This is a genomic window from Citricoccus sp. NPDC055426, assembly GCF_040677445.1.
GTDB lineage: Bacteria > Actinomycetota > Actinomycetes > Actinomycetales > Micrococcaceae > Citricoccus.
Map to the genome: position 1 here is coordinate 54592 of NZ_JBFARZ010000015.1, position 19668 is coordinate 74259.

32 protein-coding genes are annotated in these 19668 nt (G+C 65.9%); 31 read left to right on the top strand and 1 reads right to left on the bottom strand.

Annotated elements, in window-relative coordinates; translation table 11 throughout:
- Positions 1-287 precede the first annotated feature (287 nt).
- The 30 genes from rpsJ (at position 288) to AB0K08_RS15985 (ending at position 17539) form a co-directional block, all read left to right on the top strand.
- A complete protein-coding gene (gene rpsJ / locus AB0K08_RS15840; RefSeq protein WP_010145320.1) occupies positions 288-596 on the top strand; it encodes a 30S ribosomal protein S10 in 309 nt (102 codons plus the stop codon).
- Between the two features lie 20 nt (positions 597-616).
- On the top strand, positions 617-1267 hold the full coding sequence (rplC, locus tag AB0K08_RS15845; protein ID WP_363356109.1) for a 50S ribosomal protein L3: 651 nt from the start codon (positions 617-619) through the stop codon (positions 1265-1267).
- 4 nt (positions 1268-1271) lie between these two features.
- Positions 1272-1931 (top strand): 50S ribosomal protein L4, encoded by a 660-nt coding sequence (rplD, locus tag AB0K08_RS15850; protein ID WP_363356111.1) that lies wholly within the window; start codon positions 1272-1274, stop codon positions 1929-1931.
- The gene (gene rplW / locus AB0K08_RS15855) at positions 1928-2233 is read left to right on the top strand and encodes a 50S ribosomal protein L23 (protein WP_309811899.1); all 306 of its coding nucleotides are present in this window, start codon (positions 1928-1930) and stop codon (positions 2231-2233) included. The genes rplD and rplW overlap by 4 nt, the downstream gene beginning before the upstream one ends.
- Before the next feature lie 36 nt (positions 2234-2269).
- Positions 2270-3109 (top strand): 50S ribosomal protein L2, encoded by an 840-nt coding sequence (gene rplB / locus AB0K08_RS15860; RefSeq protein ID WP_363356113.1) that lies wholly within the window; start codon positions 2270-2272, stop codon positions 3107-3109.
- A gap of 13 nt (positions 3110-3122) precedes the next feature.
- On the top strand, positions 3123-3404 hold the full coding sequence (gene rpsS, locus AB0K08_RS15865; protein ID WP_309811895.1) for a 30S ribosomal protein S19: 282 nt from the start codon (positions 3123-3125) through the stop codon (positions 3402-3404).
- A 42-nt stretch (positions 3405-3446) separates the two neighbouring features.
- Positions 3447-3809, top strand: coding sequence for a 50S ribosomal protein L22 (gene rplV / locus AB0K08_RS15870; protein ID WP_309811893.1), 363 nt, complete (start codon positions 3447-3449; stop codon positions 3807-3809).
- A gap of 3 nt (positions 3810-3812) precedes the next feature.
- The gene (gene rpsC / locus AB0K08_RS15875; protein ID WP_363356116.1) at positions 3813-4628 is read left to right on the top strand and encodes a 30S ribosomal protein S3; all 816 of its coding nucleotides are present in this window, start codon (positions 3813-3815) and stop codon (positions 4626-4628) included.
- A complete protein-coding gene (rplP, locus tag AB0K08_RS15880; RefSeq protein WP_363356118.1) occupies positions 4628-5044 on the top strand; it encodes a 50S ribosomal protein L16 in 417 nt (138 codons plus the stop codon). Before rpsC ends, rplP begins: the two co-directional genes overlap by 1 nt.
- Positions 5045-5046: 2 nt before the next feature.
- Positions 5047-5397, top strand: a complete 351-nt coding sequence (gene rpmC / locus AB0K08_RS15885; RefSeq protein ID WP_363356120.1) for a 50S ribosomal protein L29 — start codon at positions 5047-5049, stop codon at positions 5395-5397.
- Between the two features lie 20 nt (positions 5398-5417).
- Positions 5418-5720, top strand: a complete 303-nt coding sequence (rpsQ, locus tag AB0K08_RS15890) for a 30S ribosomal protein S17 (RefSeq protein WP_363356159.1) — start codon at positions 5418-5420, stop codon at positions 5718-5720.
- A gap of 389 nt (positions 5721-6109) precedes the next feature.
- Positions 6110-6478, top strand: a complete 369-nt coding sequence (rplN, locus tag AB0K08_RS15895; RefSeq protein WP_115931886.1) for a 50S ribosomal protein L14 — start codon at positions 6110-6112, stop codon at positions 6476-6478.
- Positions 6479-6483: 5 nt separating this feature from the next.
- Positions 6484-6825: a 50S ribosomal protein L24 gene (rplX, locus tag AB0K08_RS15900; protein WP_363356123.1), complete on the top strand. Its 342-nt coding sequence runs from the start codon at positions 6484-6486 to the stop codon at positions 6823-6825.
- On the top strand, positions 6825-7442 hold the full coding sequence (rplE, locus tag AB0K08_RS15905; RefSeq protein WP_363356125.1) for a 50S ribosomal protein L5: 618 nt from the start codon (positions 6825-6827) through the stop codon (positions 7440-7442). The genes rplX and rplE overlap by 1 nt, the downstream gene beginning before the upstream one ends.
- A 73-nt stretch (positions 7443-7515) precedes the next feature.
- The gene (gene rpsH, locus AB0K08_RS15910) at positions 7516-7914 is read left to right on the top strand and encodes a 30S ribosomal protein S8 (protein WP_363356127.1); all 399 of its coding nucleotides are present in this window, start codon (positions 7516-7518) and stop codon (positions 7912-7914) included.
- A 30-nt stretch (positions 7915-7944) separates the two neighbouring features.
- Positions 7945-8478, top strand: coding sequence for a 50S ribosomal protein L6 (gene rplF / locus AB0K08_RS15915; protein ID WP_363356129.1), 534 nt, complete (start codon positions 7945-7947; stop codon positions 8476-8478).
- The gene (rplR, locus tag AB0K08_RS15920; RefSeq protein WP_363356131.1) at positions 8478-8852 is read left to right on the top strand and encodes a 50S ribosomal protein L18; all 375 of its coding nucleotides are present in this window, start codon (positions 8478-8480) and stop codon (positions 8850-8852) included. Before rplF ends, rplR begins: the two co-directional genes overlap by 1 nt.
- On the top strand, positions 8849-9658 hold the full coding sequence (rpsE, locus tag AB0K08_RS15925; protein WP_363356133.1) for a 30S ribosomal protein S5: 810 nt from the start codon (positions 8849-8851) through the stop codon (positions 9656-9658). Before rplR ends, rpsE begins: the two co-directional genes overlap by 4 nt.
- Positions 9651-9878 (top strand): 50S ribosomal protein L30, encoded by a 228-nt coding sequence (rpmD, locus tag AB0K08_RS15930; protein WP_363356135.1) that lies wholly within the window; start codon positions 9651-9653, stop codon positions 9876-9878. The genes rpsE and rpmD overlap by 8 nt, the downstream gene beginning before the upstream one ends.
- Entirely contained in the window at positions 9871-10329 is a 459-nt protein-coding gene (gene rplO / locus AB0K08_RS15935) for a 50S ribosomal protein L15 (protein WP_363356137.1), read from the top strand. Before rpmD ends, rplO begins: the two co-directional genes overlap by 8 nt.
- Before the next feature lie 257 nt (positions 10330-10586).
- Entirely contained in the window at positions 10587-11894 is a 1308-nt protein-coding gene (secY, locus tag AB0K08_RS15940; protein WP_363356139.1) for a preprotein translocase subunit SecY, read from the top strand.
- Positions 11895-12041: 147 nt separating this feature from the next.
- Positions 12042-12677: an adenylate kinase gene (locus AB0K08_RS15945; protein WP_363356141.1), complete on the top strand. Its 636-nt coding sequence runs from the start codon at positions 12042-12044 to the stop codon at positions 12675-12677.
- Positions 12678-12747: 70 nt separating this feature from the next.
- Positions 12748-13587, top strand: coding sequence for a type I methionyl aminopeptidase (gene map / locus AB0K08_RS15950; protein ID WP_363356143.1), 840 nt, complete (start codon positions 12748-12750; stop codon positions 13585-13587).
- A 220-nt stretch (positions 13588-13807) separates the two neighbouring features.
- Entirely contained in the window at positions 13808-14029 is a 222-nt protein-coding gene (infA, locus tag AB0K08_RS15955) for a translation initiation factor IF-1 (protein WP_010080397.1), read from the top strand.
- A gap of 40 nt (positions 14030-14069) precedes the next feature.
- Positions 14070-14183: a 50S ribosomal protein L36 gene (gene rpmJ / locus AB0K08_RS15960; protein ID WP_115931874.1), complete on the top strand. Its 114-nt coding sequence runs from the start codon at positions 14070-14072 to the stop codon at positions 14181-14183.
- A gap of 302 nt (positions 14184-14485) precedes the next feature.
- Positions 14486-14854, top strand: a complete 369-nt coding sequence (gene rpsM / locus AB0K08_RS15965; protein ID WP_363356146.1) for a 30S ribosomal protein S13 — start codon at positions 14486-14488, stop codon at positions 14852-14854.
- An 82-nt stretch (positions 14855-14936) separates the two neighbouring features.
- Positions 14937-15341, top strand: a complete 405-nt coding sequence (gene rpsK, locus AB0K08_RS15970; RefSeq protein WP_115931872.1) for a 30S ribosomal protein S11 — start codon at positions 14937-14939, stop codon at positions 15339-15341.
- 125 nt (positions 15342-15466) lie between these two features.
- A complete protein-coding gene (locus AB0K08_RS15975) occupies positions 15467-16465 on the top strand; it encodes a DNA-directed RNA polymerase subunit alpha (RefSeq protein WP_363356149.1) in 999 nt (332 codons plus the stop codon).
- A 98-nt stretch (positions 16466-16563) separates the two neighbouring features.
- Positions 16564-17166, top strand: a complete 603-nt coding sequence (rplQ, locus tag AB0K08_RS15980) for a 50S ribosomal protein L17 (RefSeq protein WP_363356151.1) — start codon at positions 16564-16566, stop codon at positions 17164-17166.
- A 190-nt stretch (positions 17167-17356) separates the two neighbouring features.
- A complete protein-coding gene (locus tag AB0K08_RS15985) occupies positions 17357-17539 on the top strand; it encodes a hypothetical protein (RefSeq protein WP_363356153.1) in 183 nt (60 codons plus the stop codon).
- Positions 17540-17574: 35 nt separating this feature from the next.
- Here the strand turns inward: AB0K08_RS15985 and AB0K08_RS15990 are convergent, their stop codons facing one another.
- Complete coding sequence (locus AB0K08_RS15990; RefSeq protein ID WP_363356155.1) at positions 17575-18480, bottom strand: CPBP family intramembrane glutamic endopeptidase; 906 nt, start codon at positions 18478-18480, stop codon at positions 17575-17577.
- A 36-nt stretch (positions 18481-18516) separates the two neighbouring features.
- On the opposite strand from AB0K08_RS15990, the gene truA reads away from it, so the two are divergent.
- Positions 18517-19395, top strand: a complete 879-nt coding sequence (gene truA / locus AB0K08_RS15995; protein WP_363356157.1) for a tRNA pseudouridine(38-40) synthase TruA — start codon at positions 18517-18519, stop codon at positions 19393-19395.
- Positions 19396-19668 lie beyond the last annotated feature (273 nt).

Consider the following 19668-nt stretch of genomic DNA (forward strand, 5'->3'; position numbering starts at 1 on the left):
GGATGTTCTCCGAGGCCCACTGCTCCGCCGCCCAAGACCAGATACAACACATAATCCCCATCAGGATCAGGCGGTCCTGTGATCTGCTGTGTCTCTGGCATGTTGCCATGCCTGCGGAGCAGATTGCGACACGCCCGACCGCGTGGGTCGATGCCCCAGCAGGGCGAGGAACCCGGATCATCCGGATTCGGTCTGCGTGGGTGAATAAAGAAGCGCGGGACTGGTTCGCCAGGCCCGTTGCGAACAGGGACAGGTACGGACAACAAGTACGAAAGAGGCATGACGCCATGGCGGGACAGAAAATCCGCATCCGGCTGAAGTCGTATGACCACGAGGTCATCGATACTTCGGCTCGGAAGATCGTCGACACGGTCACGCGCGCAGGCGCAACGGTGGTGGGCCCCGTGCCGCTGCCGACTGAGAAGAACGTGTACGTCGTGATCCGCTCTCCCCACAAGTACAAGGACAGCCGCGAGCACTTCGAGATGCGCACGCACAAGCGGCTGATCGACATCATCGATCCGACGCCGAAGGCCGTTGACTCGCTCATGCGTCTCGACCTGCCCGCCGACGTCAATATCGAAATCAAGCTCTGAGAGGGAGGTGCTGAGAAACTATGACCATCATGCGTAACGTCAAGGGCCTGTTGGGCACGAAGCTCGGCATGACCCAGGTCTGGGATGCAGACAACAAGCTCATCCCCGTCACTGTCGTCCAAGCCGAACCCAATGTCGTGACCCAGTTGCGGGACGCGGAGGCCAATGGCTACTCCGCCGTGCAGATCGCCTACGGGCCGATCGATCCGCGCAAGGTCACCAAGCCGCTCGCCGGCCACTTCGAGGCCGCCGGGGTCACCCCGCGCCGCCACGTGGTCGAGCTGCGGACCGCTGACTCCGCCGAGTACACCCTCGGCCAGGACATCACCGTCGAGGTCTTCGAGGCCGGCCAGAAGGTCGACGTCATCGGGACCACCAAGGGCAAGGGCTTCGCCGGTGCCATGAAGCGTCACGGCTTCGCCGGCGTCAGCGCCTCCCACGGCGCCCACAAGAACCACCGCAAGCCGGGTTCTGTCGGTGGCGCCTCCACCCCGGGCCGCGTCTTCAAGGGCCAGAAGTTGCCTGGCCGCATGGGCGCCGTCCGCCAGACCACCCAGAACCTCACGCTCCACGGCATCGACGTGGAGAAGAACCTGCTGCTGATCAAGGGCGCCGTCCCGGGTCCCCGCGGCCGGGTCGTCCTGGTTCGCACCGCAGTGAAGGGAGCATGAGCAGATGGCTACCGAATCCAACGCAGCCAACACCGCTTCGGTCGTCGCCGTGGATCTCCCCGCCGAGATCTTCGACGTCCAGTCCAACGTGCCGTTGATGCACCAGGTCGTGGTGGCCCAGCTGGCCGCCGCCCGCCAGGGCACCCACAAGGTCAAGCGTCGGGGCGAGGTCTCCGGTGCCGGCCGCAAGCCGTTCAAGCAGAAGGGCACCGGCCGCGCCCGTCAGGGTTCGATCCGCGCCCCGCAGATGACCGGTGGTGGTGTGGTGCACGGCCCCGAGCCGCGTGACTACTCCCAGCGCACCCCCAAGAAGATGAAGGCCGCCGCCCTGCGCGGTGCCCTGTCCGACCGGGCCCGCAACGACCGCGTCCACGTGATCGAGGAACTGGTTGCTGCCGGTACCCCGAGCACCAAGGCGGCCAAGGCTGCTCTGGCCTCGCTGACCACCGGGCGCAAGAACATCCTGCTGGTCATCGAGCGTGCCGACGACGCCGCGGCGCTGAGCGCCCGCAACCTGCCCTCGGTCCACACCCTGTACTTCGACCAGCTCAACACGTACGACGTGCTGGTCAGCGATGACGTGGTCTTCACCCGCGCCGCCTACGAGGGCTTCATCGCCCAGGCTGCCGCGAAGGCCGGCGCACAGAAGGAGGATGCCCAGTGAGCGGCTCCATCAACAAGAACCCCCGCGACGTGGTCATTGCCCCGGTCGTGTCGGAGAAGAGCTACGGCCTGATCGACGAGGGTAAGTACACCTTCCTGGTCGACCCGCGCTCCAACAAGACCGAGATCAAGCAGGCGGTGGAGTCCATCTTCTCCGTCAAGGTTGACTCGATCAACACCCTGAATCGTGCCGGCAAGCGCAAGCGCACCAAGTTCGGTTGGGGCTCTCGCAAGAGCACCAAGCGAGCGGTCGTGACGCTCAAAGAGGGCACGATTGACATCTTCGGAGGTCCGCTCGCCTGAGGCGTAGCGGAGACCACTTAATCGAGGAACTGAGACATGGCTATCCGTAAATACAAGCCGACCACCCCGGGCCTTCGCGGCTCGTCCGTGGCCGACTTCGCAGAAATCACCCGGACCACCCCGGAGAAGTCGCTGCTCCGCCCGCTCACCAAGAGCGGCGGACGCAACAACTCCGGCAAGATCACCACCCGCCACAAGGGCGGCGGTCACAAGCGCCAGTACCGCGTCATCGACTTCCGTCGTCATGACAAGGACGGCGTGCCGGCCAAGGTCGCTCACATCGAGTACGACCCGAACCGGACCGCTCGCATCGCCCTGCTCCACTACGTGGACGGCACCAAGCGCTACATCCTGGCCCCGGCCAAGCTGAACCAGGGTGACATGGTGGAGGCCGGCGCGAACGCCGACATCAAGCCCGGCAACAACCTGCCGCTGCGCAACATGCCGCTCGGCTCGGTCATCCACGCCGTGGAACTCCGTCCCGGCGGCGGCGCCAAGCTGGCCCGATCCGCCGGTTCGTCCATCCAGCTGGTGGCCCGCGAGGGCAAGTACGCCCAGCTGCGTCTGCCCTCCGGCGAGATCCGCAACGTCGACGTGCGCTGCCGCGCCACCGTCGGTGAGGTCGGCAACGCCGAGCAGTCGAACATCAACTGGGGCAAGGCCGGCCGCATGCGGTGGAAGGGCGTCCGCCCGACCGTCCGCGGCGTGGTCATGAACCCCGTCGACCACCCGCACGGTGGTGGCGAGGGCAAGACCTCCGGTGGTCGCCACCCGGTCAACCCCAACGGCAAGCCAGAGGGCCGCACCCGCCGCCCCAACAAGGAAAGCGACAAGCTCATCGTGCGCCGTCGCCGTTCCGGCAAGAACAAGCGATAGGAGCGGATCAGACATGCCACGCAGCCTGAAGAAGGGTCCCTTCGTCGATCAGCACCTCTACCTGAAGGTGGATGCTGAGAACGAGAAGGGCACCAAGAACGTCATCAAGACCTGGTCCCGCCGGTCCATGATCATCCCCGACATGCTCGGTCACACGATCGCGGTCCACGACGGACGCAAGCACGTCCCGGTGTTCATCACCGAGTCGATGGTCGGGCACAAGCTCGGCGAGTTTGCCCAGACGCGGACCTACCGCGGTCACGTGAAAGACGACCGGAAGGGCAAGCGCCGCTGACGCGGGGCTTGACCGTCCGAGGAACTCGAAAGAAGGAAAGCAATGGAAGCCAAGGCAATTGCGCGCCACCTGCGTGTAACGCCGATGAAGGCCCGGCGCGTCGTCAACCTTGTCCGTGGCAAGCAGGCGAACGAAGCGCTGGCCATCCTGAAGTTCGCCCAGCAGGGCGCTTCGGAGCCGGTGTACAAGCTGGTCGCCTCCGCGGTGGCCAACGCCCGGGTCAAGGCCGACCGTGAGGGCCTGGCGTTCAACGAGGACGCCCTGTTCATCACCGAGGCCTTCGTCGACGAAGGACCGACCATGAAGCGATTCCAGCCGCGTGCCCAGGGCCGCGCCGGACGCATCAACAAGCGCACCAGCCACGTGACCGTGGTCGTTGCCACCGAGGAAGAGAAGGGGAAGTAGCCCATGGGTCAGAAGATCAACCCGAACGGTTTCCGCCTCGGCATCACCACCGACCATGTCTCGCACTGGTTCGCTGACTCCAACAAGGAAGGCCAGCGGTACAAGGACTTCCTGAAGGAAGACATCAAGATCCGCGAGCTGATGACCGACGGCATGGAGCGCGCCGGCATCTCGAAGGTGGAGATCGAGCGGACCCGTGACCGCGTGCGGGTGGACATCCACACCGCCCGCCCCGGCATCGTCATCGGCCGCCGCGGCGCCGAGGCCGACCGCATCCGCGGTGAGCTCGAGAAGCTCACCGGCAAGCAGATCCAGCTGAACATCCTCGAGGTCAAGAACCCCGAGGTGGACGCCCAGCTGGTCGCCCAGGGTGTGGCCGAGCAGCTCGCCTCCCGCGTGGCCTTCCGCCGGGCCATGAAGAAGGCCATCCAGTCCGCCACGCGTGCCGGTGCCCAGGGCATCCGGATCCAGTGTGCCGGACGCCTGGGTGGCGCTGAGATGTCCCGCTCGGAGTTCTACCGCGAAGGCCGTGTGCCGCTGCACACCCTGCGCGCGAACATCGATTTCGGCAAGTTCGAAGCCAAGACCACCTTCGGCCGCATCGGCGTGAAGGTCTGGATCTACAAGGGCGACCTGACGGCCAAGGAACTGGCCGCCAAGGAAGCTGCTGCACCGTCCGGCCGTGGTGGCCGCGGTGGCGACCGCCGTGGCCCGGGTGGCCCCGGTGGTGGCGACCGTCGCCGTCGCAACGACCGCGCCCCGCGTCAGGACTCCGCTGCGGCAGGCACCTCTGCGCCCGCTGAAGGAGGCAACGCCTGATGTTGATTCCCCGTCGAGTCAAGCACCGCAAGCAGCACCACCCGAAGCGCTCGGGGATGGCGAAGGGCGGCACCACCGTCACCTTCGGCGAGTGGGGCATCCAGGCCATGACCCCGGCCTATGTCACCAACCGTCAGATCGAGTCCGCCCGTATTGCCATGACGCGTTACATCAAGCGTGGCGGCAACGTGTGGATCAACATCTACCCCGACCGTCCGCTCACCAAGAAGCCGGCCGAGACCCGCATGGGCTCCGGCAAGGGTTCCCCCGAGTGGTGGGTCGCCAACGTCAAGCCGGGTCGCGTGCTCTTCGAGCTCTCCGGCGTCAGCGAGGACGTGGCCCGCGAGGCGCTGCGACTGGCTATGCACAAGCTGCCGTTGAAGGCACGTATCGTCCGCCGAGAGGGTGGTGAGTGATCATGGCTACCGGTTCGAAGGAACTGAACGTCGAGGCCCTGGACGGCCTGGACAACGCCCGTCTGGCCGAGGAGCTCAAGCGCTCCAAGGAGGAACTGTTCAACCTCCGCTTCCAGTCGGCCACCGGCCAGCTGGACAACCACGGCCGGCTGAAGACCGTCAAGCGTGACATCGCCCGGATCTACACGATCCTGCGGGAGCGCGAGCTCGGCATCCGCGAGGACGTCGAGGCCCCGGCCGAGGACGTCAAGGCTGACAAGAAGGCCGACAAGAAGGCTGCCAAGGCCGACAAGGCTGCGGCCAAGGCCGCGGACACCGAGAACACCGAGAAGACCGAGGAGGAGGCCAAGTGACTGAGAACGCCAACGCATCCGTGAACGACGACGCCACTGCAGCCGCTGCCGCCGGTACTGCCGGTGACGTCGAGCGTGGCTACCGCAAGTCCGTGCGCGGCATCGTCGTGTCGGACAAGATGGACAAGACCATCGTGGTCCAGGTCGAGGACCTGAAGAAGCACGCCCTGTACGGCAAGGTGCTGCGGACCTCGAAGAAGGTCAAGGCCCACGACGAGGAGAACAGCGCCGGCATCGGCGACCGCGTGATCCTCGCCGAGACCCGGCCGCTCTCCGCCACCAAGCGGTGGCGCCTGGTCGAGATCACCGAGCGCGCCAAGTAGCACTCGGGTCTCAGTACCCAGCACGACGCCGGCCGGTCACCTTCCAGCGGAAGGGGCCGGCCGTCGTCGTACCCGGGTGAATTGCCCGGTGAATTAACCCCTGGGGCGCGGATGCGCTAGGATGGGCTGTCTGTGCGCCCTTGTTGGCGGGACCATCCATCCCGCGCGCCGAGGGTTTCGCAAAACTTCTCGATCAGCCGCCTCGGCCTTGCCCTGCGGATTGACGGTTGTTGCAGCGCCGGTCCCTGTCTGACAGGGGGGCCGGAAGGCTCTGCAGCCGGCTCTCTCGCCATGGGGGTGGGGGTAAGCGGCCCGGGAACATCAAAATATCCGTTCCGCAAGGCTCGCCCGGTTTCGGGGGAGAACCAGCGCGACGACAGGAGTTACGAGTGATTCAGCAGGAGTCGCGGCTTAAGATCGCCGACAACACCGGTGCCAAGGAAATCTTGACCATCCGTGTTCTCGGTGGATCGGGACGCCGCTACGCAGGTATTGGCGACACCATCGTCGCCACCGTGAAGGACGCCATCCCCGGCGGCAACGTCAAGAAGGGCGACGTCGTCAAGGCCGTCATCGTGCGGACCAAGAAGGAGCGTCGGCGTCCCGACGGTTCCTACATCAAGTTCGACGAGAATGCCGCCGTCATCCTCAAGACCGATGGCGAGCCGCGAGGCACCCGCATCTTCGGCCCCGTGGGTCGCGAGCTGCGTGACAAGAAGTTCATGAAGATCGTGTCACTGGCACCGGAGGTGATCTGACCACTATGGCAAAGATCAAGAAGGACGATCTCGTCCAGATCATCGCCGGCAAGGACAAGGGCAAGCAGGGCAAGGTCCTGCAGGTCTTCCCGTCCCGTGACCGCGTGCTGGTGGAGGGCGTCAACCGCGTCACCAAGCACCTGCGTGCCGGCCAGAACAACAACGGCTCCACCGAGGGCGGCCTGCAGGTCGTCGAGGCACCGGTCCACATCTCCAACGTGGCCGTCGTGGATCCCGAGACCAAGAAGCCGACCCGCGTGGGCTACCGCTTCGAGACCGTTGAGAAGAACGGCGAGTCCAAGACCGTCAAGGTCCGCTTCGCCAAGGCTTCCGGAAAGGTGCTGTGATGACTGAGACCACTGAAGCAGCAGCAACCCCTGCGGAAACCCCGATCAAGGTGACCCCGCGCCTGAAGACCAAGTACCGCGAAGAGATTCGCAGCACCCTTCAGGAAGAGTTCAGCTACGCCAACACCATGCAGGTCCCCGGCCTGGTGAAGGTCGTGGTGAACATGGGCGTCGGCGAGGCCGCGAAGGACTCGAAGATCATCGACGGTGCCATCCGCGATCTGACCCAGATCACGGGTCAGAAGCCGCAGGTGACCAAGGCCCGCAAGTCCATCGCGCAGTTCAAGCTGCGTGAGGGCATGCCGATCGGCACCCACGCGACCCTGCGTGGCGACCGCATGTGGGAGTTCCTGGACCGCCTGGTCACCCTTGCGCTGCCGCGCATCCGTGACTTCCGCGGCCTGTCCCCGAAGCAGTTCGACGGCAACGGCAACTACACCTTCGGTCTGGCTGAGCAGTCGGTCTTCCACGAGATCGACCAGGACAAGATCGACCGCGTGCGCGGCATGGACATCACTGTGGTGACCACCGCCAAGAACGACGACGAAGGCCGCGCCCTGCTCAAGGCGCTCGGCTTCCCGTTCCAGTCGATCGAATCCCAGACCGCCCAGAAGTAAAGATCTACGTTGCAGGTCCCCACCGGTGCACACCGGACGGGGAAACCGTAGCGAGGAAGGGCACGAAGCCCACATGACCATGACAGATCCTGTCGCAGACATGCTGACGCGTCTGCGCAACGCCAACTCGGCCTTCCACGATTCCGTGGACATGCCGTCGTCCAAGCTGAAGATTCGCGTGGCTGACATCCTCAAGTCCGAGGGTTACATCGCCGACTACACCGAAGAGGACGCCCCGGTGGGCAAGAAGCTCGTCATCGAGCTGAAGTTCGGTCCTCAGCGCGAGCGGGCCATCGCCGGCCTGCGCCGCATCTCCAAGCCCGGACTGCGCGTCTACGCGAAGTCCACCAACCTCCCGCACGTGCTGGGCGGCCTGGGGATTGCCATCCTGTCCACCTCCTCCGGTCTGCTCACCGACCGTCAGGCAGCCAAGAAGGGCGTGGGTGGGGAAGTCCTCGCCTACGTCTGGTAACGGCGAGTACGGAAGAAAGGTAGAACAGACATGTCACGTATTGGACGTCTTCCGATCACCGTGCCGTCCGGCGTCGAGGTCAAGATCGACGGCGAGAACGTCGCCGTCAAGGGCCCCAAGGGCGAGCTGAGCCACGTGGTGGCCAGCCCGATCGCGGTCTCGCTCGAGGAGGGCACCCTCTCGGTGACCCGCCCGGACGACGAGCGCGAGTCGCGTTCGCTGCACGGCCTGACCCGCACGCTGATCTCGAACATGATCGTCGGTGTCACCGACGGCTACGAGAAGCAGCTCGAGGTCATCGGCACCGGTTACCGTGTGCTGGCCAAGGGCTCGGACCTCGAGTTCGCACTCGGCTACTCCCACCCCGTTCCCGTCAAGGCCCCTGAAGGCATCACCTTCACGGTCGCGGGCAACAAGGTGACCGTGGCCGGCATCGACAAGCAGCGCGTCGGCGAGACCGCTGCCAACATCCGCAAGCTGCGCCGCCCCGACCCGTACAAGGGCAAGGGTGTGCGTTACGCAGGCGAGGTTATTCGCCGCAAGGCCGGAAAGGCAGGTAAGTAATGTCCACGCTGAAAGTGAAGGGCAAGGGGAAGTACGTTTCCCGCACCCGCCGCCACTTGCGCGTCCGCAAGCGGATTTCCGGCACTGCCGTCCGTCCCCGCCTGGTGGTCAACCGCTCTGCACGGCACATGTTCGTGCAGCTGGTGGACGACACCCGTGGCGTGACGCTGGCCTCGGCCTCCACCATGGAAGCCGACCTGCGCGCGTCCGACGGTGACAAGTCCGCCAAGGCCAAGAAGGTCGGCGAGCTGATGGCCGAGCGTGCCAAGGCCGCCGGCATTGAGGCCGTGGTCTTCGACCGCGGCGGCAACAAGTACCACGGCCGCGTGGCCGCCGTCGCCGACGGTGCCCGGGAAGGTGGGCTGAAGCTGTGAGCGAGACGAACACCGAGAGCAACAAGAAGGACACTCAGGTGACCGAAAACACCGAGAACACTGCCGTGGCCGGGGCGTCTGAGACCGCCTCCGGTTCGGCCAGCCAGTCCACCGAGGCCGCCGGCCGCGGTGGTCGCGGCGGCAACGACCGTGGTGGCCGTGGTGGCAACGACCGTGGCGGTCGCGGCGGCAACGACCGCGGTGGCCGCGGTGGCAACGACCGTGGTGGCCGTGGCGGTCGCGATGACGACAAGGACAAGTTCCTCGAGCGCGTCGTGGCCATCAACCGCGTGTCCAAGGTCGTGAAGGGCGGACGTCGGTTCTCCTTCACCGCCCTCGTGGTGGTGGGCGACGGCGACGGTATGGTCGGCGTCGGCTACGGCAAGGCCAAGGAAGTTCCGGCAGCCATCCAGAAGGGTGTGGAAGAGGCCAAGAAGTCCTTCTTCCGCGTTCCCCGTGTCGGCACCACCATCCCGCACCTGGTGCAGGGTGAGGATGCCGCCGGTGTGGTGCTCCTGCGTCCGGCGTCCCCGGGTACCGGCGTGATCGCCGGTGGTCCGGTCCGCGCCGTGCTGGAGTGCGCCGGTGTCCATGACGTGCTGTCCAAGTCGATGGGGTCCGCCAACGTGATCAACATCATCCGCGGCACCGTGGACGCCCTCAAGCAGCTGGAGGAGCCCCAGTCCGTGGCAGCCCGTCGTGGCAAGCCCCTGGACGAGGTTGCTCCGCACGCGATGCTCCGCACCATCGAGGAGGATCGCGCCAAGAAGAGCGCAGACAAGGCAGGTGCGGCATCCCATGGCTAATTTCAGCACCCGGAAGAACGTCGCGGTCAGCGACGCCACTCTGGAAATCACCCAGACCAAGTCCGTCATCGGCGGCAAGCAGAACCACCGGGACACCTTGCGGTCCCTCGGTCTGAAGCGCATCGGCCACACGGTCACCCGCTCAGCCGATGCGGTCACCGTGGGCATGGTCAACACCGTGCCGCACCTGGTGAATGTGGAGGAGATCAACAATGGCTGACGAGATTCAGGACGGCATCAGGGTCCAGGACCTGCGTCCGGCCCCCGGCGCCAAGAAGTCCAAGACCCGTGTGGGTCGTGGACACGGGTCCAAGGGCAAGACCGCAGGCCGCGGTACCAAGGGCACCAAGGCGCGTTACCAGGTGAAGGCGGGCTTCGAAGGCGGCCAGCTGCCGCTGCAGATGCGCCTGCCGAAGCTGCGCGGCTTCAAGAACCCGTTCAAGGTCGAGTACCAGGTCGTGAACCTGGACAAGCTGTCGGAGAACTTCTCCACCGGTGGCGACGTGACCGTGGACGCCCTGGTGGCCAAGGGCCTGGTCCGCAAGAACCAGCCCGTCAAGGTCCTCGGCACCGGCGAGGTCTCCGTGGCACTGAACGTGAAGGCCAACGCCTTCTCGTCCTCCGCCATCGAGAAGATCTCGGCTGCCGGCGGGTCCACCGAGACCGTCTGACGGATTCTGTAACGGATTCCGTGACGGTTTGATGAACCGAAGTCGGCCCCCGGGCCGCCCTCCCACCTGGACTCCAGGTGGGGGAGCGGCACGGGGGTCTTCTTCTTTCCGATAGACTCGCTCAGTGGTTCACTGGGCCACCCCTCACTGACCACAACGTCAGTGGGCCCCGGCACAGTCACCGCAGCAACAGAACTGCACCTGCAGAACTGCACCAGCAGCACCGCACCAACAGAACCCCACCACCAGGAGGACGCTTGTTCAGCGCGATTGCCCGGGTATTCCGGACGCCAGACCTGCGGCGGAAAATCTGGTTCACCCTCGGGATCGTCGTCATCTACCGGATCGGTGCGTTCATCCCGACCCCCGGTGTCGACTACGGGACCGTGCAGGTCTGCCTGGACCAGGGCAACACCACCGGTGGGCTCTACTCCTTCGTGAACATGTTCTCCGGCGGCGCCATGCTGCAGGTGTCCGTCTTCGCGCTCGGCATCATGCCCTACATCACCGCCGCCATCATCGTGCAGCTGCTGCGCGTGGTGATCCCGCGGTTCGAGGAGCTGCAGAAGGAAGGGGCGCAGGGCCAGTCGAAGCTGACCCAGTACACGCGCTACCTGACCGTGGCCCTGGCCCTGTTGAACGCCACCACCATCGTCTCCCTGGCCCGTACCGGCGCGCTGCTCGGCTGCAACCTGCCGATCGTGCCGGATGACAGCCTGTGGATCATCCTGCTGATGATCATCACCCTGACCTCCGGCACCGTCATGATCATGTGGCTGGGCGAGCTCATCACCGAGCGCGGCGTCGGCAACGGCATGTCCCTGCTGATCTTCCTGTCCATCGCCGCCGGCTTCCCGGCCGGCCTGGGGCAGATCTGGACCACCCAGGGCTGGCGCGTGTTCGGCATCGTGATGATCGTCGGACTGCTGACCATCATGGCCGTGGTGTTCGTGGAGGAGTCCCAGCGCCGCGTGCCGGTGCAGTACGCCAAGCGTCAGATCGGCCGGCGCACCGTGGGCGGGACGTCCACCTACATCCCGATCAAGGTCAACATGGCCGGCGTGATCCCGGTGATCTTCGCGTCCTCGATCATGATGCTCCCGGGCATCCTCATCCAGTTCAACACCCCGCAGGACGGGTCCAACCCGCCGGGATGGGTCCTGTTCCTCTCCGAATACTTCGGCACCGGCTCCCATCCGGTCTACATGGCCCTGTTCTTCCTGTTGACGATCGGCTTCACATACTTCTATGTGACGATCACGTTCAACCCGGTGGAGATCAGCGACAACATGAAGAAATACGGCGGCTTCATCCCCGGCGTCCGCGCAGGTGGGCCCACGGAGAAGTACCTCGAGTACGTCATCAGCAGGATCACCTTCCCCGGCGCCCTGTACCTTGGTGTCTTGGCGATGATCCCGATGATCGCCTTCGTGCTGATCAACGCCGACCAGAACTTCCCGTTCGGTGGCATCTCCATCCTCATCATGGTGGGTGTCGCCCTGCAGACCATCAAGCAGATCAACGCCCAGATGGAGCAGCACAACTACGAGGGCCTGTTGCGATAGGTTCTTGCCGCAGGTGGCGGCAGCCGGCCGGCTGCCTCGCACCGGCACCGGCACCGGCGCGCTCCGCGCCGAACCGTCCGTGTACCCGATCCCCAGACGTACTCCTGAAAAACGAATAATCACGCTGATCGACAGTAAGGAATACCTATGACCCGCATGCTGATCATGGGCCCTCCCGGGTCCGGTAAGGGCACCCAGGCTTCCCGCATCGCGGACAAGCTCGGCATCGTGGCCATTTCCACGGGCGACATCTTCCGGTTCAACGTCAAGGAGATGACGCCCCTGGGCAAGGAAGCCAAGAAGTACATGGACAACGGCGACTTCGTCCCGGACGAGGTGACCAACCGGATGGTGGCCGACCGCATCCGCCAGTCCGACGCCGAGCACGGCTTCCTGCTGGACGGTTACCCGCGCACCGCCGGTCAGGTGGAGGCCCTGGACGGGTTCCTCACCGAGGACGGCCAGGCCCTGAACGTGGTCATCGAGCTGACGGTTCCGGACGAGGAGCTGGTGGCCCGCCTGCTGGGCCGCGCCGAGAGCGAGGGCCGTGCCGATGACACCGAGGAGATCATCAAGCGCCGCCTGAAGCTCTACCACGAGGAGACCGAGGCGGTCATCCAGTCCTATGTGTCCCGCGGCATCGTGTCCCGCGTGGACGGCACCGGTCAGATCGACGACATCACCGAGAGCCTGCTGCAGGCCGTCTACTCGGTGCGGGAGCGCACCGGGAACCTGCCGATCGTCGAGCCCGTGGGCGAGGGCGACGCAGAGAACCCCGAATAGCCCCGGGCTGCCCGGCATAGCCCCGGGCATCCCCGCCTCAGTCCGCCGAGAGAATCGAGCACCGCCACCGATGAGCCGCCGCCAGGTCGAGCTGAAGACCGTCCCGCAGATGCAGACCATGCAGCGCGCAGGGCTGGTCCTTCACCGCGCCCTGGACGCGGCGGTGGCGGCGGCGGTCCCGGGCACGACGACGGCCGCGGTCGACGCCGTGTTCGCCTCGGTTCTCGAGGGGGCCGGGGCCACCCCCAACTTCCTGGGCTACTACGGCTATCCCAAGACCATCTGCGCCTCGGTCAACGAGGAAGTGGTGCACGGGATCCCGGGGGAGCGGGTGCTGCAGGCCGGGGACGTGCTCAAGATCGACGGTGGCTGCATCATCGACGGCTGGCACTCTGACTCGGCCCGCACCGTGGTGCTGGGCTCCTCCGCGGCCGGCACGGCGGACCCGGAGGACGAGCGGCTGTCCGAGATCACCCGGCAGGCCATGTGGCGCGGCATCGCGGCGCTGGCCACGGCCAAGTACGTGGGGGACATCGGTGACGCGATCGACGATTTCGTCTCCGCGCAGCCGGGAGCCCCGCTGGGCATCCTGCAGGACTATGTGGGCCATGGCATCGGCACGGCCATGCACCAGGCCCCGGACGTGTTGAACTACCGCTCCCGCCACCGCGGACCCAAGGTCAAGCCGGGCCTCTGCCTGGCGATCGAGCCGATGCTCGTGCGCGGCGGCCTGGAGACGGACATCCTCCAGGACGACTGGACCGTGGTCACCCGTGACGGTGCCCGCGCCAGCCAGTGGGAGCACTCCGTGGCCCGGCACCGGGGCGGCATCTGGGTTCTGACCCTGCCCGACGGCGGCGCGGCCGACCTCGCGCCGCTCGGCGTGGTGCCCGTACCCCTCGGTGAGTAGTCGGGTAAGGTCCCCGCTTAATTTCACTTCTGCGCCGGAAACCAGTAACATAACTTGCTGGTTGTCTCTGCGGTGCGCCGCGTCCTGTCGGGTTCTGTCCTGATGGGCCCCGCCCTATCGGTCAACCGGAAACATCACCGCCAGATTCCATCAGCATTCGGATTCGTCCTTCGGGCGCACCCGGGCCGCTGCGGATTCCAGCACAACGTAAGTGGAGGACATGGCTAAGAAGGAAGGTGTCATCGAGGTCGAGGGCACGGTCAGTGAAGCATTGCCGAACGCAATGTTCCGCGTCCGTCTGCAGAACGAGCACGTCGTGCTCGCCACGATCTCGGGAAAGATGCGTCAGCACTACATCCGAATCCTCCCCGAGGACCGGGTCGTGGTCGAACTTAGCCCGTACGACCTCAACCGGGGTCGGATCGTGTACCGCTACAAGTAAACCCATCCACCACTAAACAGCAAGCGCTGGAGGAGGAACCATGAAGGTTCAGCCGAGCGTGAAGCGGATCTGTGAAAAGTGCCAGGTGGTGCGCCGTAAGGGCCGCGTCCTGGTGATCTGCGAGAACCCACGCCACAAGCAGCGCCAGGGCTGATCTCGTCCTTCGACGGGATGCTCTACGCGCAGCACCGGTCCACTGAGCACACCACTCACGGGCCAGGTCCAACCGGACCGAACAGCAGCACAGCCGGGATCGGCGCCTTGTGAGAGGAATCGGTCACGGCAACCCCTGGACGCAGAGGCCGGGGACCCGAACCGCGGCAACGCCGGTTGGCGGATTGAAACGTCCGGAACTTCGCCGGAACCGCCACCATGGCACCGCAGGGAAGAGATTCCCGCAGTGAGGGGACGTGCTGGTGCAGACCTTTGCTTCAGAAGAACTAGGAGGACGGCCATATGGCACGTCTAGCAGGCGTCGACATCCCGCGCGAGAAGCGCGTCGTCATCGCTCTCACGTACATCTTCGGTGTGGGTCAGACCCGCTCCGAGCAGGCCCTCGAGGCGACCGGGATCGACCCGAGCATCCGCGTCAAGGACCTGTCCGACGATCAGCTGATCGCCTTGCGCGACTACATCGAGGCGAACTTCAAGGTGGAGGGTGACCTGCGCCGCGAGGTGGCAGCCGATATCCGCCGCAAGCTGGAGATCGGCTCCTACGAGGGTATCCGCCACCGCCGTGGCCTTCCCGTCCGCGGCCAGCGCACCAAGACCAACGCCCGTACCCGCAAGGGCCCGAAGAAGACCGTCGCCGGCCGGAAGAAGTAGGCCACGGCGCTGAAGCGCTGTCACCTCACTTCCCCTCCAGGCGGTCCCTTCCGCACAACACCAGCTTTCGTAGGAGAGACACATGCCCCCCAAGACACGTGCTGCGGTCACCCGCAAGCCTCGTCGCAAGGACAAGAAGAACATCACCGTGGGCCAGGCCCACATCAAGAGCACCTTCAACAACACCATCGTGTCCATCACGGACACCACCGGTGCTGTGATCTCGTGGGCCTCGGCCGGCGATGTGGGGTTCAAGGGCTCCCGCAAGTCCACGCCCTACGCCGCCCAGATGGCTGCTGAGAAGGCTGCCAAGGCCGCTCAGGAGCACGGGCTGCGCAAGGTCGACGTCTTCGTGAAGGGCCCCGGCTCGGGCCGCGAGACCGCGATCCGTTCGCTGCAGGCCGCTGGCCTGGAGGTCGGCTCCATCTCGGACGTCACCCCCTCTGCCCACAACGGTTGCCGCCCGGCCAAGCGCCGCCGCGTGTGACCTCGTACCGAGCGCACGTCCCCGTCTGACGGGGGCGTGCGCCTCGGTGCTCACCACAGCCCACCCCATTCGTTTCCACCCATCGTGTGCGTCATATGGCGGACGCTCGCCGAAAGGAAATGTCAGTGCTCATTGCACAGCGCCCCACGCTGACTGAAGAAGTCGTTGTCGACAACCGCTCCCGGTTCATCATCGAACCGCTGGAGCCCGGATTCGGTTACACCCTCGGTAACTCCCTTCGCCGGACCCTGCTGTCCTCCATCCCGGGCGCTGCTGTCACCAGCATCCGTGTGGATGGGGTGCTGCACGAGTTCAGCACCGTCTCCGGTGTGAAGGAGGACGTTACCGAGGTCATCCTGAACATCAAGAAGCTCTCGGTCTCCTCCGAGCATGACGAGCCCGTCGTCGCCTACCTGCGCAAGCAGGGCCCCGGCGTCGTCACCGCCGCAGACATCACGTCCCCGGCCGGCGTCGAGGTCCACAACCCGGACCTGCACATCGCCACCCTGAACGGCAAGGGCAAGTTCGACATGGAGCTCATCGTCGAGCGTGGCCGCGGCTACGTCACGGCGGCCCAGAACAAGTCCGCCGATGCGGAGATCGGCCGGATTCCGGTCGACTCCATCTACTCGCCGGTCCTGAAGGTCACCTTCAAGGTCGAGGCCACCCGTGTGGAACAGCGCACCGACTTCGATCGCCTGATCATCGATGTGGAGACCAAGGAGTCGATGGCTCCGCGTGACGCCGTGGCCTCCGCCGGCACCACCCTGGTGGAGCTCTTCGGCCTGGCCCGTGAGCTGAACCTGGAAGCCGAAGGCATCGAGATCGGCCCGAGCCCCACGGACACCACGGTGGCCGCGGACATGGCCCTGCCGATCGAGGACCTGGAGATGACCGTGCGCTCCTACAACTGCCTGAAGCGCGAGGGCATCCACACCGTCGGCGAGCTCGTTGCCCGCTCTGAGGCCGATCTGATGGACATCCGGAACTTCGGTGCCAAGTCCATCGACGAGGTCAAGGAAAAGCTGACCGAACTGGGTCTGTCCCTGAAGGACTCCCCGGCTGGCTACGACCCCTCCCTGCACTCCCAGGAGTCGGAAGAGGAGTCCTACGGCGAGTTCTGAGTCCCGGTTCATTGAACTGGGCTTGGTCCTTTCCGTACACCCACCCATAGCGTCCTGATGGCCGGTAGCTGTCAGGGACCATCTGAGGAGAATCACCAATGCCTACCCCCACCAAGGGACCGCGCCTGGGCGGCGGCCCTGCCCACGAGCGGATCATGCTGGCCAACCTCTCGGCCAACCTGTTCGAACACAAGAAGATCACCACCACGGTGACCAAGGCCAAGCGCCTGCGTCCCTTCGCCGAGCGCCTGATCACGTTCGCCAAGAAGGGCGATCTCGCCTCGCGCCGCAAGGTGCAGGGCATCATCTCGGCCAAGAACCGTACCAACAAGACGGTCGTGCACGAGCTGTTCACCGTGATCGGCCCGGCCATGGCCGAGCGCGAGGGTGGCTACACCCGCATCACCAAGATCGGCAACCGCCAGGGGGACAACGCCCCCATGGCCGTGATCGAGCTCGTGATGGAGCCGGTGTCCGCCAAGCAGGCCGTCGTCCAGGAGGCCGAGAAGGCCGCCGAGGTCGCCGCCCCGGCTGCTGACGCTCCGGTTGCCGAGGCTTCGGCCGAGGAGACCCCGGCTGCCGACGCTCCGGCTGTTGAGGCCGTTGAGTCTGAGGCCGCTGAGTCTGAGACTGCCGAGACTCCGGCCGCCACCGAGGAATCCGCTGGCGAATCCGCTGAGGAGAAGACCGACGAGAAGTGATTCTCCCGGTCTGACCCGGCGGGCTGCGTTCGCGTAGCCGGCCAGCGGCAGAACCTGCCGAGTCGTATCGAACCGACCCGTCACTGTGCACCCTGCGTGCGCCGGTGGCGGGTCGGTTCGCTTAATGCGACTACCAGCTACCAGCTACCGGCCATCAGCCGCCAGCCGGGTCATGTCCGCCAGCCGGGTCATGTCCGCCGACCTGGTCATGTCCGCCAGCCGGGTCATGTCCGCCGACCTGGTCATGTCCGCCAACCGGATCACGGCCGCGAACCGGATCTTGGCCGCCAACCGGATCTTTGCCGCCAACCGGATCACGGCCGCGCGAGAGGTCGAGAATCGCCGAGAGAATCGACAGTTGCCGGTGCCGTGATCAGTTGGTCAGGCGGGGCGGCGCTGGGGTCGGCCTCAGACCAGCCCCGAGGCCAGTAGGAAGATGGCGCCGGCATGGGCCACTGTCGCGCCGAGCACGCCGTGGCGGAGGGCGATGACGGCGCACACGAGTCCCTCGAGGGCGGTGAAGGCGAGGATCGGCCAGCCGAGGCCCGTCAGGTTGTAGGCGAGGAACAGGTGCCCCGCGGCGAAGATCAGCGCAGAGAGCAGGGCCGCCCGCCACCGGCCGGTGCGTCCGGGCAGCTGGTCCTCGAGATGGGCCTGGAGGAATCCGCGGAAGAGCACCTCCTCCGCCAGGTTCCCGCACAGTGCGAAGAGCGCCAGCACCACCAGCACTCCTCCGGCGACGGCACCACCGCGGTTGTCCACGGGGACCACGGGCATGGTCAGGGCGGGGGCCACGGAGTGGACAGCGGGGATCCACTCTCCGAGCGTCCCGTAGAGTAACAGGAACGGCAAGACGATCAGCGCGGCCCCGAGCAGGCCCACGAGGACCGAGGCCCACCAGCGCCGTCCCGTCCACAGCACGGTCCAGCGGAGATCGCGGCAGGCCCAGAGGATCGCAGCCACCAGGGCCAGGGAGGCCACGGCCATGACCAGCAGGGCGAGGGGATCGTCGGTGAAGCGGAGCCACAGCGTCGGCAGTCCGCCGGTTCCGTCCGCGGCACTGTTCCCTGAGGCGGTACCTGCGCTCTCCCCGCCATTACCCCAACCACCTCTACCGTCGCTGCCCACCATGCCGAATTCCCAGAGCCCGTGGGAGGTCATGGCGTCCCGGGCGAAGATGAAGCCGAGGATCAGCATCAGGATGCGCACGCCGTGCGCCTGACGCGGGAGCAGGGCCACCACCACGCCGACCAGCAGAATCCCGGGCAGCACGGTGAGCAGGTAGGCCATCCACGGCGCGAGGGTCGGATCCATGCTGACCATTCTGTCCCGGGATTTAGAATGGTCCCCATGTCCACGCCGTCACCCGCGTTAGTCCGCGTTCGCCTCGATCTGGCCTACGACGGCACGGACTACAAGGGCTGGGCAACCCAGCCGGGTCTGCCGACGGTGCAGGGCGCCCTCGAAGCCGGACTGGCCATGATCATCCGGCGTCCCGTGCGCACCGTCGTCGCCGGTCGCACGGATGCCGGCGTCCACGCCCGAGGCCAGGTGGTGCATTTTGATCTGACCGAGGCCGAATGGACTGCGGTCACGCGTAACCGCGAAGCTCTGGATCCGGCACCGACCCTGGTGCGCCGGCTCAGTGGAGCCCTCAGTCGAGAGCAGGGAGCCCTGGTCATCCACCAGGCTTCGTTGGCCCCGGAAGGCTTCGACGCCAGGTTCTCGGCACTGTGGCGCTCCTACCGGTATGCCATCAGCGACTCGGCAGAAGCGCGAGACCCGCTCAACCGGCGCTTCACGTATTGGCACAAGACCTCCCTGGACGTGGAGCTCATGAACGCCGAGGCGCGGACCGTGCTGGGACTGCATGACTTCCTGACCTTCTGCAAGCCGCGGGACGGGGCCACCACCATCCGCGAGCTGCAGGACTTCGGCTTCTCCCGGGACGCCCACACCGGGCTGATCACCGCCCACCTTCAGGCCGATGCCTTCTGCCACAACATGGTGCGGGCCCTGGTTGCAGCCACAGTGCAGGTGGGGGAGGGACGGCAACCCGTCGGATGGGTGGCCGGGCGGCTTGAGGCGATGGTGCGTGATGCACAGACCCGGCTGGCGCCTCCGCATGCGCTGGTCCTGGAGCATGTGGAATACCCTGACCCAGGCACCGACCCTGACGCTCTCGCCGCCCGTGCGGCCGGCACACGTGCCCGACGGGTGCGCCAGTAGTCGGGCGCGGCGTGACCCGTGGATACTGAGGCGACGTCGGCGACCCCGGCACCCACGGACAAGCCGGCACCCATGTGCGTCGTGGCGTCGGGCACAGTGACATGGGGGTAGGCCTGGTGGGATCCAGGGGTGAGCTCACCGTTGTCGCCAGTAGAGGTTGCGTTGGGGTTGTCTTCGTGGGTCCAGGTAGGGGGCGGGGATGAACCACGGGTTGCCGGTTCTCATGTCGATGTCCCAGGCGCCGGAGTGCACGGCGTGGTGGTGGTGGACGCA

Coding starts and splice junctions, on each gene's coding strand:
- rpsS (WP_309811895.1), top strand. CDS start 3,123: ATGCCACGCAGCCTGAAGAAGGGTCCCTTCGTCGATCAGCACCTCTAC.
- rplP (WP_363356118.1), top strand. CDS start 4,628: ATGTTGATTCCCCGTCGAGTCAAGCACCGCAAGCAGCACCACCCGAAG.
- rplQ (WP_363356151.1), top strand. CDS start 16,564: ATGCCTACCCCCACCAAGGGACCGCGCCTGGGCGGCGGCCCTGCCCAC.
- rplC (WP_363356109.1), top strand. CDS start 617: ATGACCATCATGCGTAACGTCAAGGGCCTGTTGGGCACGAAGCTCGGC.
- rplD (WP_363356111.1), top strand. CDS start 1,272: ATGGCTACCGAATCCAACGCAGCCAACACCGCTTCGGTCGTCGCCGTG.
- AB0K08_RS15990 (WP_363356155.1), bottom strand. CDS start 18,480: ATGGATCCGACCCTCGCGCCGTGGATGGCCTACCTGCTCACCGTGCTG.
- infA (WP_010080397.1), top strand. CDS start 13,808: ATGGCTAAGAAGGAAGGTGTCATCGAGGTCGAGGGCACGGTCAGTGAA.
- rpmD (WP_363356135.1), top strand. CDS start 9,651: ATGGCTAATTTCAGCACCCGGAAGAACGTCGCGGTCAGCGACGCCACT.
- rpsH (WP_363356127.1), top strand. CDS start 7,516: ATGACCATGACAGATCCTGTCGCAGACATGCTGACGCGTCTGCGCAAC.
- rplO (WP_363356137.1), top strand. CDS start 9,871: ATGGCTGACGAGATTCAGGACGGCATCAGGGTCCAGGACCTGCGTCCG.
- rpmC (WP_363356120.1), top strand. CDS start 5,047: ATGGCTACCGGTTCGAAGGAACTGAACGTCGAGGCCCTGGACGGCCTG.
- AB0K08_RS15985 (WP_363356153.1), top strand. CDS start 17,357: ATGTCCGCCGACCTGGTCATGTCCGCCAGCCGGGTCATGTCCGCCGAC.
- rplB (WP_363356113.1), top strand. CDS start 2,270: ATGGCTATCCGTAAATACAAGCCGACCACCCCGGGCCTTCGCGGCTCG.
- rplF (WP_363356129.1), top strand. CDS start 7,945: ATGTCACGTATTGGACGTCTTCCGATCACCGTGCCGTCCGGCGTCGAG.
- map (WP_363356143.1), top strand. CDS start 12,748: ATGAGCCGCCGCCAGGTCGAGCTGAAGACCGTCCCGCAGATGCAGACC.
- rpsJ (WP_010145320.1), top strand. CDS start 288: ATGGCGGGACAGAAAATCCGCATCCGGCTGAAGTCGTATGACCACGAG.
- rplV (WP_309811893.1), top strand. CDS start 3,447: ATGGAAGCCAAGGCAATTGCGCGCCACCTGCGTGTAACGCCGATGAAG.
- AB0K08_RS15945 (WP_363356141.1), top strand. CDS start 12,042: ATGACCCGCATGCTGATCATGGGCCCTCCCGGGTCCGGTAAGGGCACC.
- truA (WP_363356157.1), top strand. CDS start 18,517: ATGTCCACGCCGTCACCCGCGTTAGTCCGCGTTCGCCTCGATCTGGCC.
- rplX (WP_363356123.1), top strand. CDS start 6,484: ATGGCAAAGATCAAGAAGGACGATCTCGTCCAGATCATCGCCGGCAAG.
- rpsC (WP_363356116.1), top strand. CDS start 3,813: ATGGGTCAGAAGATCAACCCGAACGGTTTCCGCCTCGGCATCACCACC.
- rpsM (WP_363356146.1), top strand. CDS start 14,486: ATGGCACGTCTAGCAGGCGTCGACATCCCGCGCGAGAAGCGCGTCGTC.
- rplE (WP_363356125.1), top strand. CDS start 6,825: ATGACTGAGACCACTGAAGCAGCAGCAACCCCTGCGGAAACCCCGATC.
- rpmJ (WP_115931874.1), top strand. CDS start 14,070: ATGAAGGTTCAGCCGAGCGTGAAGCGGATCTGTGAAAAGTGCCAGGTG.
- rplR (WP_363356131.1), top strand. CDS start 8,478: ATGTCCACGCTGAAAGTGAAGGGCAAGGGGAAGTACGTTTCCCGCACC.
- rpsK (WP_115931872.1), top strand. CDS start 14,937: ATGCCCCCCAAGACACGTGCTGCGGTCACCCGCAAGCCTCGTCGCAAG.